The sequence below is a fragment of the Actinomycetospora sp. 2LY8.5 genome (assembly GCF_057180585.1).
Map to the genome: position 1 here is coordinate 111,114 of NZ_JBXUHE010000002.1, position 12,596 is coordinate 123,709.

A 12,596-nucleotide genomic window follows, 5' to 3' on the forward strand; every position below is an offset into this window, starting at 1 on the left:
GCCGCATTGCCGGGCCGACCCGTGATCGTCCCGGCAGAGTGGAGGCGTGTCGACCGCCCTGACCAGTCCCCGCGCGGCCGCCCTCGCCCGCGTGTTCCGCGTCGTCGCGATCGCCGAGGCGTGCTCCTGGATCGGGCTGCTGATCGGGATGGCGTTCAAGTACCTCGTCGTGTTCGACGACGTCGGGGTCCGCGTGTTCGGGCCGATCCACGGGGCTCTGTTCGTCGCCTACGTCGTGGTCGCCCTGGTGACGGCGCGGGTGTTCCGGTGGAGCGCGGTGACGACGATCCTCGCGCTGCTCGCCAGCATCCCGCCGGCGGCGACGGTCTGGTTCGAGCGTCGCGCGGTGCGGCGCGGCGAGCTGGACCCGGCCGCCCCCTAGAGACGGAGCGCCCGCACCGTGTCGATCGTGTCGGCCTCGGCGGCGGTCTTGTCGTCGCGGTAGCGCACGACGCGGGCGAAGCGCAGGGCCACGCCGCCCGGGTAGCGGGTGGAGGTCTGGACGCCGTCGAGCTCGATCTCCACGACGATCTCCGGGCGCAGGTACACCGTGAAGGCGTCCCGGTGCGTCTCGAACCGCGGGAACGTCTCGGTCTGCCAGGTGAGCGTCGCGTCGGTCATGCCGTTGAAGGTCTTGCCGATCATCACGAAGTCGCCGTCCGCGCCGCGCGCGCCGAGGTGGATGTTCGACAGCCACCCCCGCCGCCGCCCGGACCCCCACTCGCAGGCCAGGACGACGAGGTCGAGCGTGTGCGACGGCTTGACCTTCTGCCACGCGCGGCCCCGGCGCCCCGCGGAGTAGGTCGAGTCGAGCGCCTTGACCATCGAGCCCTCCTGCCCCGCGGCGAGGGCGTCGGCGACGGCCGTCTCCGCCTGCTCGGCGGTCGGGCGGACCACGCCGGGGATCAGGCGGTCGCCGACGACCTCGGCGAGCACGGCCCGGCGCACCGCCAGGGGCTCGTCGAGCAGGTCGACGCCGTCGCGGTGCAGGCAGTCGAAGAACCACGGTTGCATGGCGCCGCCGCCCAGCCCCTGCATCGACTCCTGGAACGGGCGGGGCCGCCCGTCCTCGGCGACCGCGAGGGTCTCGCCGTCGAGCACCACGGTCTCGACGGGCAGCGTCCGGGTCAGCGCGAGGATCTCGGGGACGGCGTCGGTGATCTCCTTCAGCGTCCGCGACCACACCCGCACCTCGTCGCCGCGGCGGTGCACCTGGATCCGCGCGCCGTCGAGCTTGTGCTCGACCACCACCCCGGGGTCGCCGTCCGGAGGGCCCAGCTCCTCCAGCGCGGCCTCGAGGGAGTCGCCGGGCGACGCGAGCATGGGGCGCACGGGCCGCATGACCTCGAGACCGATGGTGCCCAGATCGCCGCCGGTCAGGGCCACCTGCGCCGTGGTCGGCAGGCGGCCCGACAGCATGAACGCCCGGCGTACGGCGTCCGCGGGCACCTCCACCCGACTGCCCGTCGCTTCGCTCGCCAGGGCGGTGCCCGCCGCGACCGCCTCGATCATGATCCCCTCGAGCGCGCCCTGGCGCAGCTCGCCGCCGAGCAGGCGCACGAGGAAGCGGCCCTCGTCCTCGGTCGCCGCGTTGAGCAGCGCGCCGAGCTCCGCCGCCCGCCGCGCGCCGACCCCCGTGCCCGATCCCGCCATCGCGGCGAGCCGGTCGAGGGACGCGTCGACGTCGCCGACGGTCAGCGTGGACGTCGCCGCGGGCGTGGGCGTCACCGACCGCAGCGTCTGCCAGCCGATGCCGGTGCGGCCCTGGAGCATCTCGCCGGCGAGCCAGGCCGTCGCGGGCCGGATCTCGTCGGGCTCCAGGCGGGCCAGCAGCGCCGCGAGCGTCGACGTCTTGGCCTTGCGCGACCGGGTCGCCGCCACCTCGCCGGAGGCGGCGACGACCTCACGCAGATACGTCATCCGGCGGCCCCCTCGATGCTGCGCGGCCGGGAGGGTCACCCGCGGTCGACCCTCGTCATGGCCAGCACGTCCAGCGCCTCGTCGAGCTGCTCCTGGGTGAGGCGCCCGTTCTCGACGTAGCCCTCGGCCTCGATGACCTCGCGGATGGTCCTGCGCTCCTTCATCGCCTGCTTGGCGATCTTCGCGGCCTCTTCGTAGCCGATGAGTCGGTTGAGCGGCGTGACGATCGCCGAGGACGACTCGGCGTAGCGGCGGCACGCCTCCTCGTCGGGCTCGGTGTTCTCGAGGACGCGGTCGGCGAGCAGGCGCGCGGCCGCGGCCAGCAGGCGGCAGCTCTCGAGGACGTTGTAGCCCATCACCGGCATCATGACGTTGAGCTCGAGGTTGCCCTGGCTGCCGGAGAACGCGACGGTCGCGTCGTTGCCCATGACCTGGGCGGCGACCATCATCGTCGCCTCGCAGATCACCGGGTTGACCTTGCCGGGCATGATCGACGAGCCGGGCTGCAGGTCCGGAATGCGGATCTCGGCGAGGCCGGTCGACGGGCCGGAGGAGAGCCAGCGGACGTCGTTGGCGATCTTGTAGAGGCTCACGGCGACCGTGCGCAGCGCGCCCGACGCCTCGACGAGCCCGTCGCGGGCGCCCTGCGCCTCGATGTGGTCGCGGGCCTCGGAGAGCTCCGGGATGCCGGTGGCCCGGCGCAGCTGCTCGACGACCTTGCCGCCGAAGCCCTCCGGGGTGTTGATGCCGGTGCCGACCGCGGTACCGCCGATGGGCAGCTCGGCGAGGCGGGGGAGCACGGCGCGCAGCCGCTCCGTGCCGTGCGCGCACTGGCTCGCCCAGCCGCCGGCCTCCTGCCCGAGCGTGATCGGCACGGCGTCCATGAGGTGCGTGCGGCCGGCCTTGACGACGTGGCGCCACTCCTGGGCCTTGCGATTGAGCACCGCGCCGAGGTGGTCGAGCGCCGGCACGGTGTCGCGCACGACGGCCTCGGTGGCCGCGACGTGGATGGTGGTCGGGAAGACGTCGTTCGAGCTCTGCGAGGCGTTGACGTGGTCGTTCGGGTGGATCTTCTGCCCAGAGGCCCGCGAGGCCAGGGTCGCGATGACCTCGTTGGCGTTCATGTTCGAGCTCGTGCCCGAGCCGGTCTGGAACACGTCGATCGGGAACTCGGCGTCGTGCGCGCCGGAGGCGACCTCGTCGGCCGCGGCGGCGATCGCGTCGGCGTGGGCGGCGTCGAGCACGCCGAGGTCCTCGTTCACCCGCGCGCAGGCGCCCTTGACCAGACCGAGAGCCCGGATCTGGGCGGGCTCGATCGGACGGCCGGAGATCGGGAAGTTCTCGACGGCCCGCTGGGTCTGCGCGGCCCACAGCGCCGCGGCCGGCACCCGGACCTCGCCCATGGTGTCGTGCTCGGTCCGGTACTCCTGCTCGTCGGTCATGCCCCGCAGTCTTTCACCGGGCCAGGTCTTCCACCGGACTCAGGAGACCACCTGCACGGTGTCGCCCGGCGAGAGGTCGGCGAAGAAGCGCTTGGACGCGGTCTTGCCGAGGTGGATGCAGCCGTGCGAGCGCTCGGAGAGGCTGCCGGTGTGGAACGCGATCGCCGGCGCGAAGAACACCGAGAACGGCATGTCGGCGTCGTAGAGGTTGCTGACGTGGTCGGCGTCCTTGTCGTCGACCGAGAACGTGCCGGTCGGCGTCGGGTACTTCTTCGTGCCGCCGAGCGCGCCGACCGGCCCGTAGGTGACGTTGCCCTGCCCGTCGGTGAGCCAGGCCTGCTGCGACGACAGGTCGACGCAGGCGTCGGCACTCGCCGTGCAGGGTGTCCCCGCCGTGATGCCGACGGCGGGAGCGACCGGGGCCGCGGGGGCCGCGACCGGGACCGGCGCCGGGGCCGGGACCGGTGCGGCGCCGGCACTCCCGGCTCCGACGAGCAGCGCGGCGATCGCACTGACGATCACGGTGACGAGGGCCGGCGGGGTGGACCGACGCGCGTGGGTCGACGACACGAGAACCTCCGAGGAAGATCTGGTCACATCGAATTACCCCGCGTGGCGTGACCTCATCCCGGGCGTGTGGTAGCCCGACCGAGCGACACGCCGGTCAGAGCGTCGAGCGGTCCGCGCCCCACGCCGGGGCGTCGGGGTCGAGATGGTCGTCGTCCGCCCCGAGGTCGATCGCGGAGTACTCCCGCAGCTTCCGCAGCCGGTGCCAGGCGTCGATCATGCGGACGGTGCCGGACTTCGAGCGCATCACGATCGACTGGGTCGACGCGCCGCCCGCGCGGTAGTGCACGCCGCGCAGCAGGTCGCCGTTGGTGACGCCGGTGGCGCAGAAGAAGATGTTCTCGCCGCGCACCAGGTCGCCGGTGCGCAGCACGCGGTCGAGGTCGTGGCCCGCGGCGAGCGCCTTCGCGCGCTCGGCGTCGTCCTTCGGCCAGAGCTTGGCCTGCAGCTCGCCGCCCATGCAGGCCAGCGCGGCGGCGGTGATGATCCCCTCGGGGGTGCCGCCGACGCCCAGCAGGATGTCGACGCCGCTCTCCGGGCGGGCCGCGGCGATCGCGCCGGCGACGTCGCCGTCGGAGATGAAGCGGATGCGCGCGCCGGCGTCGCGGATGTCTTGGACGAGCTCGTCGTGGCGCGGGCGGTCGAGCACGACCACGGAGACGTCGGCGACGTTGATGCCCTTGGCGCGGGCGACCGCGCGCAGGTTGTCGCGGACGGGCGCGTCGATGTCGACGACGTCGGCGCACTCGGGGCCGACGGCGAGCTTCGACATGTAGAAGACGGCGGACGGGTCGAACATCGCCCCGCGCTCGGCGACGGCGAGCACGGCGAGGGCGTTGGGCATGCCCTTGCTCATCAGCGTGGTGCCGTCCACCGGGTCGACGGCGACGTCGACCTCGGGGCCGTCGCCGTTGCCGACCTCCTCGCCGTTGTAGAGCATCGGGGCCTCGTCCTTCTCGCCCTCCCCGATGACGACCGTGCCCCGCATCGACACCGAGCCGATGAGCTTGCGCATCGCGTCGACCGCGGCGCCGTCCCCGCCGTTCTTGTCGCCGCGGCCGACGAAGCGGCCGGCGGCCATCGCTGCCGCTTCGGTGACCCGGACCAGCTCGAGCGCGAGGTTGCGGTCGGGAGGCTCGGTACGGCTGGTTGGCTGCGAGCTCACCGGGTGCACCTCCATGGGGCGGGGCGGGGCGGGGTGGGTCGGGCGGGCCGCCCATCCTCGCAGAGTCCGGCGGTCCGGGCCGCCGTCCCGATCCGCCTCACACGACCTCCTCCCGGGCCGGGTGAGACGGTCGTTGCGAGGATGACACCGTGGCCACCCCCTCGCCCGGTCCCGGCGCACGCGAACCCGAGCCCCAGCGCGGCCCGGCGGCCCTGCTGCGCGCCTTCGTGGTGATCGGTGTCGGCGTGCTGCTGCTGGCGGGCCTGCTGCGGGCCTGCTCGTTCGCGCCCGGTGCGCCCGAGGTCGACCGCGAGGCCATCCCGCGCATCGACCCGGCCGCCGAGCTGCGCCGCGCCGCGCCGACGGTGTCGATCCCGCTGCGCGTGCCGTCGTTGCCGCCGGACTGGATCGCGCAGTCGTCGGACGTGGTCCTGGTCGGCGCCGGGACCGAGACCACCCGCGCGGTGCGCGTCGGCTGGGTGACGCCGGACGACGAGTTCGCGCGCCTCGTGCAGACGAACGCGGACGAGGCCCCCGTGGTCGTCTCGGAGGCGGGCGACCCCACCGCCACCGGCACCGTCGAGGCGGGAGGCCGGACCTGGGTGACGCACACCGGCCGCCGCGGCGAGGCGATCTGGGTGACTGACGTCGAGGGCGTGCGCCTGCTGGTCACCGGCAGCGCGTCGGGCGAGCGCCTCGGTCAGCTCGCCGAGGCCGCGCTGCTGGCGCCGTTCGTGCGCTGAGTCTCCCGGGCTGGCTCGTGGGTCACCAGCGGTCGCGGGGCGGCGGGCCCCAGCCGTCGCCGGTGTCGCGGGGTTCCTCCTTCGGGTCCCGGCGCACGCTCACCCGTTGCTGCTGCTCGTCGCCCCGGGTGGTCCAGCCGCCGGTGTCGGTGCTGCGGTGGGGCCCCGACGTCGGGAGCGCGTCGGGCGGGTGCGGCGCCCGCCCCTGCTGATCGTGCTGCTCGTGCTCGGTGTACGGAGCCGGGTCCGGGTGCCACCCGCGGGGCGGGTCGGCCGGGGGCGACGGGTGGGTCGCGGCGTACGGGGTGTCGTCGTAGGGGGTGTCGTCGTAGCGGGAGCCGTACGGGGTGTCGTCCTGCGGCGGTGCGGGCGGTGCGGCGGGCGGTGTGCCGGGCAGGTGCGTCGCCGCGGCGACGCCCTCCCGCGAGAGCGAGTGGACGCTCTCGCGCAGCGCGCGAGTCGCGGCCGCCCGCAGCTCGGCGGAGAAGCGCGGCGCGGGGGCGAAACGGCCGAACGTGTCGCGCAGGAAGTGCATCAGCAGCGTCGCGGTGGAGCGGGACCGCCACATCGTCCAGCCGACGTAGAGGTCGCGGCCGTAGGGCTGGATGAGCAGCATCGCCCGCTCGCTGTACTGGTGGAACAGCAGCACCGGCACGCCGGCCACCGTCGACGGCCGTACCTCCGCGGGGCTCTGCCGGGCCTCGGCGGCGGCGCGGACGTACTCGAACGCGCTGGTCGCGACGTCGCCGCGGTTCTCCAGGAGGCGGGAGTGCTCGGCGATCGGCTCCTTGGCCGGCGCGAAGAACGACGCGATCCCGGCGAGGTAGAGCACGACGACGAGCAGCCCGAGCAGCGTCGAGACGACGTCGGTGACGTCGTCGGGCGTGGACATCGCCGCGAGGTAGTCGATGACGAACTTGAGCAGGAGCAGCACGGTCGGCGTGACGAGGAAGAGCAGCGTGCGCATGAGGTGCGGCGCGAGCATGCGGTAGGTGACGACGTCGTCGACCAGCCCGTCCGGCTCGGCGTGTTGCTGGATCTCGCGGTGGTAGTCGGCGTGGGCGCCGGTCACCGCGCGGTCGACGTCCCCTCCGCCCCGTCCGCTGCCGGCTCCGTACGGGCTGCTCATGCCCGTCGAGTCTGGTGCATGACACCCCGGCGGCGGGTCTCCCTCGCCCGGGTGTCGCGGGGCGTCACCCGGGCGCCTCGCCCTCGTCGCCCTCCGCGTCCTGCAGGACGGCCTCGACCCGCTCGCGCGCCCCGGCCAGGTGACGCTCGCACAGCCGTGCGAGCGTCTCGCCGCGCTCCCACAGCGCCAGCGAGTCCTCGAGGCTCAGACCGCCGGCCTCCAGGCGTCCGACGACCTTCTCGAGCTCCTCGCGCGCCTCCTCGTAGCCCGGCCCGTCGCTGTAACCGGGCCCGTCGCTCTCCGTCATGCGCGCATCCTCCCCCTCGTGTCAGCGGCGTGGCGCTGCAGACGTTGAGTGTCCGTAGCGCCACGCCGCTGACATCCCCGGGCCTCATTCGCTGTCACGGTCCGTGACGGTGGCGTGGACGGCACCGTCGGCCAGGCGCACGCGCAGGGCGTCGCCGGGCGAGGGCGTGTCCGCCGAGCGCAGCACCGGCGCATCCACGGCGTCTCCGTGCTGCACGATCGCGTAGCCCCGGGCCAGGGTCGCGGCCGGGCCCAGGGCCGTGAGCGACGCGCGCAGGTGGCGGACGTCGGCCGCGCGCGCGACGAGCCCGGCCTCGAGCACCTGGCGGGCGCGGGTGCGCAGGCTCGCGACGGCGTTCTCCCGCGCGCTGACCGGCCCCAGCGGGTCGGCGAGCACCGGCCTACGGCGCAGCGACGCGATCCGGGCGTCCTCGCGCTCCACCCACGCGTGCAGGGCGCGGTGCGCACGGCGGCGCAGCTGGGCGAGGTGGGTGGTCTCCTCGGCGAGGTCGGGGACGATCCGCTTCGCGGCGTCGGTCGGGGTGGCCGCGCGGACGTCGGCGACGTGGTCCACGAGCGGGGTGTCGGGCTCGTGGCCGATCGCCGACACCACCGGCGTCCGGCACGCCGCCACGCCCCGGCACAGCGCCTCGTCGGAGAACGGCAGCAGGTCCTCGACGCTCCCCCCGCCGCGGGCCAGGACGATCACGTCGACGTCCGGGTCGCGGTCCAGCACACCGAGCGCATCGAGGATCTCGGGGACCGCCTGGGTGCCCTGGGTCGGCGTGTTCACCGTCCGGAACCGCACCGCGGGCCAGCGGGACGTCGCGACGGTGAGCACGTCGTGCTCGGCGGCGCTGGCCCGCGACGTGATGAGGCCGACGCAGCGCGGCAACCGGGGCGGGCGGCGCTTGCGGCCGGGGTCGAACAGGCCCTCGGCGCCCAGCAGCTGGCGCAGCCGCTCGATCCGCGCGAGCAGCTCGCCGACCCCGACCGGGCGGATCTCGTCGACGCGCAGCGACAGCGTCCCGCGCCCGAAGAAGTACGACGGCTTCCCGTGCACGACCACCCGCGCGCCCTCGGCCAGCGGCGGCACCGTGCCGCGCACCATCGAGGTCGGCGCGGTGAGCTGCAGCGAGACGTCGGCCGCGGGGTCGCGCAGCACGAGGAACGCCGTCTGCGACCCCGGGCGGGCGGTGACCTGCGTGAGCTGGCCCTCCACCCACACCGCGCCGAGCCGGTCGATCCAGGCCTGGATCTTGCGCGCGACCGTGCGGACCGGCCAGGGCTGCTCGGCGCTGGTGGTCGGTCGCCCCTCGGCCTCGTGCTGTCTCACCTACTGCGCGTTGAGCGTCGCGATCCGGTTGGACAGCATCGTCACGAACGGCGGGCGGTTGGCGTGCGCCTCCTCGAAGGCGAGCAGCTCGGCCACCTCGTCCACCGACAGCGAGCGCAGCTTGCCGCGGAGCTGGGCGATCGACATCGACTCGTACCCGGGCAGCGCGTCCGGGCTCTCGCTCTTCGCACCGACCACGCCCAGCTTCGGCGCGTGCCCGTTCACGCGGGGGGTCGAGGCGAGGTCGGTGTGCTCGAGCGAGGTGTCGTCGAGGTCGGGGCGCGGCCAGGTACCCGGCCGCACCTCGGGCAGGTCGTCGTCGAAGCGCGCCCACGACGGCGCCTCCTCGACCGGGCGCATCCCGTCGAGCGCGCTGTCGCCCTTGATCGCCAGCTCGGTGACGACCTGCTGCGCCCGCATCGAGAGCTGCAGCACGTGGCTGACGGCGGTGATGGGGAGACCGGCGACGGTGCGGGGGAGGTCCCGGGCCTCCTCCACGGCGGTGACGACCAGACCGGCGGCGACACGCACCGGGAACGGGAGCGAACTCATAGCGACAGGGTGCCAGCCGGACGCCGGTGATGTGTGGACGGCCACGGCCGGGTGCCTCACGCCCGGACCGTGACGCTCGTCGCCCGTAGGCTGGCGGTATGTCCACCGAGCACTCCGGCGAGCAGGGCCCCCGCGTCCTGCTCGCGAAGCCCCGTGGCTACTGCGCCGGCGTCGACCGCGCGGTCGTGGCCGTCGAGAAGGCGCTCGAGACGTACGGCGCGCCCGTGTACGTCCGCAAGGAGATCGTGCACAACCGGCACGTCGTGAACACGCTCGCCGAGCGCGGCGCGGTGTTCGTCGAGGAGACCGACCAGGTGCCCGAGGGCGCCACCGTCGTGTTCTCCGCCCACGGCGTCTCGCCGGCGGTGCACGCCGAGGCGGCCTCCCGCGAACTGCGCACCGTCGACGCCACCTGCCCCCTGGTCACGAAGGTGCACCAGGAGGCCAAGCGCTTCGCCCGCGACGACTACGACATCCTGCTCATCGGCCACGAGGGCCACGAGGAGGTCGAGGGCACCGCGGGCGAGGCCCCCGAGCACGTGCAGCTCGTCGACGGCCCGTCCGCGGTGGAGCACGTCACCGTCCGCGACCCCGAGAAGGTCATCTGGCTCTCCCAGACGACGCTGTCGGTCGACGAGACGATGCAGACGGTCGCCGCGCTGCGCGAACGGTTCCCGGCGATCTCCGACCCCCCGTCCGACGACATCTGCTACGCCACCCAGAACCGCCAGGTCGCGGTGAAGCAGATGGCGCCCGAGTGCGACCTCGTGCTCGTCGTCGGGTCGCGCAACTCCTCGAACTCGGTGCGCCTCGTCGAGGTCGCGCTGCAGGCCGGCGCGCGCGACTCGCACCTGGTGGACCACTGTGGGGAGATCGACGAGGGCTGGCTCGAGGGTGTCACGACCGTCGGCGTCACGAGCGGCGCCTCGGTGCCCGAGATCCTCGTCGGCGACGTCCTGCACTGGCTCGCCGACCGCGGGTGGGCCGACGTCGAGGAGATCACCACCGCCAACGAGAAGCTGACCTTCTCGCTGCCCCGCGAGCTCAAGCGGGACATGAAGCCGCAGGCCGTGCGCTAGCGGGACGTTGTCCTCGGGGCGCGGGACCCGCAGAGTGTTCTCGTGCTCCTGGCCCTGACCCTGCTCACCGGGGGTGCGCTGCTCACCCTGGTGCTCGGGGTGGTGGGCGGCGGCGACCCGGTGGTCGTGCTGCCGCTCGGCCTCGCGTTCGCGCTGCTGGCGACGGTCGGCTTCCGCTGGATCGAGCGCCGCGGACGACGATGGTGGTCGGTGGGGTACGTACTCGCCGGCCTGGTGCTCGCTGCCGTGATCTTCGCGTTCGCGCCCGGCGTCGGCGGCACGCTGTTCCTGGTCGTGCTGGTCAGCCAGTGCGTGCTGCTCCTGCCGCTGCCCGTCACGATCGTCGTCATCGCGATGGTGCCGATGGTCCACGCCGGCATGCCGCTGTTCGACGGCCTGCGGGAGGGCCTCGGGACGCTGGTCGCGGTGGTGTTCGCGGCCGTCGTCACCGAACTGCTGCGCCGCGAGGAGGCCATGCGCACCGAGCTCGCGGCCGCGCACGCCCGGCTGCGCGACCAGGCGGCCCAGGAGGAGCGCCTGCGCGTGGCCCGCGACATCCACGACGGCCTGGGGCACTCCCTCACCGTCGTCGCGATGCAGGTCCAGGCGGCGCGGGCGCTCCTGGCGAGCGGGTCCGGCGACACCGACGGGATCCTCGCCAAGGCCCAGCACCGGTCGCAGGAGGCACTGGCCGAGGTGCGACGGTCGGTGCGCACGTTGCGCGCGCCGCGCGCCGCACCGCCCCTGGCCACCGCGTTGCAGGACCTCGCCGCCGAGGGCTCCGCCGCCGGGGTGCCGACCCGCCTGACCGTCGTCGGCGACGAACGTCCGCTGTCCGAGGCCGCCCGCGAGGCGCTGTTCCGCACCGCCCAGGAGGGGCTGACGAACGTGCGCAAGCACGCGGACGCGAGCCGCGCGGAGGTCGTCCTCGACTATGCGGCGGGAGCGGTGCGGGTGGAGGTCCGGGACGACGGGCGGGGCTCGCCCGCGGAACCCGACGGTGCGGGCGTCGGTCTCATCGGCCTGCGTGAACGCGCCGAGGAGCTGGGCGGCAGCCTCTCGCTCGGCCCGGGCGACGGCGGCGGCTGCGCGCTACGTGTCGAGGTGCCGGCGTGAGGGAGTCACGGGCCGGGCTCCCCTCTCGGCGTGCTCCCCTCGATGCTGCCTCTCCCGTCCGCGTGCTGCTCGTCGACGACCAGGCCCTCTTCCGCGAGGCCCTCGCGACGCTGCTGGGGGTGCGCGACGACGTCGTCGTGGTCGGCGAGGCGGGCGACGGCGAGGAGGCGCTGCGCCGGGTCGCCGAGCTCGCGCCCGAGGTCGTGCTGATGGACTTGCGCATGCCCGTGCTCGACGGCGTCGGTGCGACCCGCCGCCTGCACGTCGAGCACCCCGAAGTGCGCGTGATCGCGCTGACCACGTTCGACGACGACGAGGACGTCTTCGCCGCCCTGCGCGCAGGCGCCGTCGGCTACCTGCTCAAGGATGTCCCGTCCGCCCGGCTCGTCGAGGCCGTGCTCACCGCGGCGGCCGGGGGATCGGTGCTCGACCCGTCGGTGGCCGCGAAGGTGGTCGCCCGCGTCGCGCGGTTGCCGGCCGAGTCCCCGGTACCGCGGCCCCAGCCGCTGGTCGTGCCGCTGTCCGAGCGCGAGGTCGACGTGCTGCGCCTGCTCGCCGACGGCCACAGCAACCGCGAGATCGCCGGGACCCTGCACCTCGCCGAGGGCACGGTGAAGAACCACGTGACGAACGTGCTCGGCAAGCTCGGCGCCCGCGACCGGACCCAGGCCGCGCTGCGGGCCCGGGCGCTCGATCTCCTGTGAGGTCATGACCCGGGGTCATGACTTCCGGCACCTCTCCGGGCGGACGTCGCTCGCGATGCTCGTCCGCGTCGCCAGCCGCTCCTCGAGAGGACCCGCCATGACCAGCCTGACCGTCCAGCCCCGCCCGCTGCGCCGCCGCATGCTGCGCTTCGTCGGCCACTACCTCGAGATGGTCGCAGCGATGGTCGTCGGCATGATGCTGTTCGCCCCGCTGTGGCCGGACGCCTGGACCGCCCGTCCGGACGTCGGCGCACTCGTCATGGCCGCGAACATGACCATCGGCATGGCCCTGTGGATGGCGATCCGCCGGCACAGCGCGCGGCAGATCACGGAGATGTCGGCGGCGATGTGCGCGCCGTTCGTCGTGCTCCTCGCGCCCTACTGGTTCGGCGTGATCTCGGGCGAGACGCTGATGCTCGCTGGCCACGTGCTGATGTTCGTGACCATGCTCGCCGCGATGCTCCTGCGCCGCGACGAGTACGCGCACTGAGGTGTGCCCTGTTCGCAGCGAACGTGGTGTTCGCGGCCTCTATGCGC

Annotated in this window: 14 protein-coding genes; 6 read left to right on the forward strand and 8 right to left on the reverse strand. The window is 74.1% G+C overall.

The window, feature by feature from the left end:
• Positions 1–46: 46 nt before the first annotated feature.
• Positions 47–382, forward strand: coding sequence for a DUF3817 domain-containing protein (locus AC2A1K_RS02800; RefSeq protein WP_483894795.1), 336 nt, complete (start codon positions 47–49; stop codon positions 380–382).
• Here AC2A1K_RS02800 and AC2A1K_RS02805 read toward each other — a convergent pair.
• From AC2A1K_RS02805 to glpX, 4 genes are all read right to left on the reverse strand, one after another.
• Positions 379–1,920 carry an ATP-dependent DNA ligase gene (locus AC2A1K_RS02805; protein WP_483894796.1) on the reverse strand — a complete coding sequence of 514 codons (1,542 nt, stop codon included), beginning with the start codon at positions 1,918–1,920 and terminating at the stop codon, positions 379–381. The two genes, AC2A1K_RS02800 and AC2A1K_RS02805, sit on opposite strands and share 4 nt — an antisense overlap.
• A 35-nt stretch (positions 1,921–1,955) precedes the next feature.
• Complete coding sequence (locus AC2A1K_RS02810) at positions 1,956–3,362, reverse strand: class II fumarate hydratase (protein WP_483894797.1); 1,407 nt, start codon at positions 3,360–3,362, stop codon at positions 1,956–1,958.
• Positions 3,363–3,401: 39 nt separating this feature from the next.
• Positions 3,402–3,884 carry a L,D-transpeptidase gene (locus AC2A1K_RS02815; RefSeq protein WP_483894798.1) on the reverse strand — a complete coding sequence of 161 codons (483 nt, stop codon included), beginning with the start codon at positions 3,882–3,884 and terminating at the stop codon, positions 3,402–3,404.
• A gap of 142 nt (positions 3,885–4,026) precedes the next feature.
• Positions 4,027–5,109, reverse strand: a complete 1,083-nt coding sequence (gene glpX, locus AC2A1K_RS02820; protein WP_483894799.1) for a class II fructose-bisphosphatase — start codon at positions 5,107–5,109, stop codon at positions 4,027–4,029.
• Positions 5,110–5,243: 134 nt separating this feature from the next.
• Between glpX and AC2A1K_RS02825 the strand changes: the two genes are divergently transcribed.
• A complete protein-coding gene (locus AC2A1K_RS02825; RefSeq protein WP_483894800.1) occupies positions 5,244–5,837 on the forward strand; it encodes a DUF4245 domain-containing protein in 594 nt (197 codons plus the stop codon).
• 22 nt (positions 5,838–5,859) lie between these two features.
• Here the strand turns inward: AC2A1K_RS02825 and AC2A1K_RS02830 are convergent, their stop codons facing one another.
• The 4 genes from AC2A1K_RS02830 to AC2A1K_RS02845 form a co-directional block, all read right to left on the reverse strand.
• On the reverse strand, positions 5,860–6,966 hold the full coding sequence (locus AC2A1K_RS02830) for a hypothetical protein (RefSeq protein ID WP_483894801.1): 1,107 nt from the start codon (positions 6,964–6,966) through the stop codon (positions 5,860–5,862).
• Between the two features lie 64 nt (positions 6,967–7,030).
• On the reverse strand, positions 7,031–7,273 hold the full coding sequence (locus tag AC2A1K_RS02835; RefSeq protein ID WP_483894802.1) for an exodeoxyribonuclease VII small subunit: 243 nt from the start codon (positions 7,271–7,273) through the stop codon (positions 7,031–7,033).
• Between the two features lie 84 nt (positions 7,274–7,357).
• Positions 7,358–8,608 carry an exodeoxyribonuclease VII large subunit gene (gene xseA, locus AC2A1K_RS02840; RefSeq protein WP_483894803.1) on the reverse strand — a complete coding sequence of 417 codons (1,251 nt, stop codon included), beginning with the start codon at positions 8,606–8,608 and terminating at the stop codon, positions 7,358–7,360.
• A complete protein-coding gene (locus AC2A1K_RS02845) occupies positions 8,609–9,160 on the reverse strand; it encodes a lipid droplet-associated protein (RefSeq protein WP_483894804.1) in 552 nt (183 codons plus the stop codon).
• A gap of 98 nt (positions 9,161–9,258) precedes the next feature.
• Here AC2A1K_RS02845 and AC2A1K_RS02850 point away from each other — a divergent pair, with 98 nt between their 5' ends.
• The 4 genes from AC2A1K_RS02850 to AC2A1K_RS02865 all read left to right on the forward strand — a co-directional run bounded on the left by AC2A1K_RS02850 (position 9,259) and on the right by AC2A1K_RS02865 (position 12,549).
• Positions 9,259–10,239 (forward strand): 4-hydroxy-3-methylbut-2-enyl diphosphate reductase, encoded by a 981-nt coding sequence (locus AC2A1K_RS02850; protein WP_483894805.1) that lies wholly within the window; start codon positions 9,259–9,261, stop codon positions 10,237–10,239.
• A 42-nt stretch (positions 10,240–10,281) separates the two neighbouring features.
• Positions 10,282–11,355, forward strand: coding sequence for a sensor histidine kinase (locus AC2A1K_RS02855; protein ID WP_483894806.1), 1,074 nt, complete (start codon positions 10,282–10,284; stop codon positions 11,353–11,355).
• Complete coding sequence (locus AC2A1K_RS02860; RefSeq protein WP_483894807.1) at positions 11,352–12,059, forward strand: response regulator; 708 nt, start codon at positions 11,352–11,354, stop codon at positions 12,057–12,059. Before AC2A1K_RS02855 ends, AC2A1K_RS02860 begins: the two co-directional genes overlap by 4 nt.
• Positions 12,060–12,156: 97 nt before the next feature.
• Positions 12,157–12,549 (forward strand): hypothetical protein, encoded by a 393-nt coding sequence (locus AC2A1K_RS02865; protein ID WP_483894808.1) that lies wholly within the window; start codon positions 12,157–12,159, stop codon positions 12,547–12,549.
• The last annotated feature ends 47 nt before the right edge of the window (positions 12,550–12,596 follow it).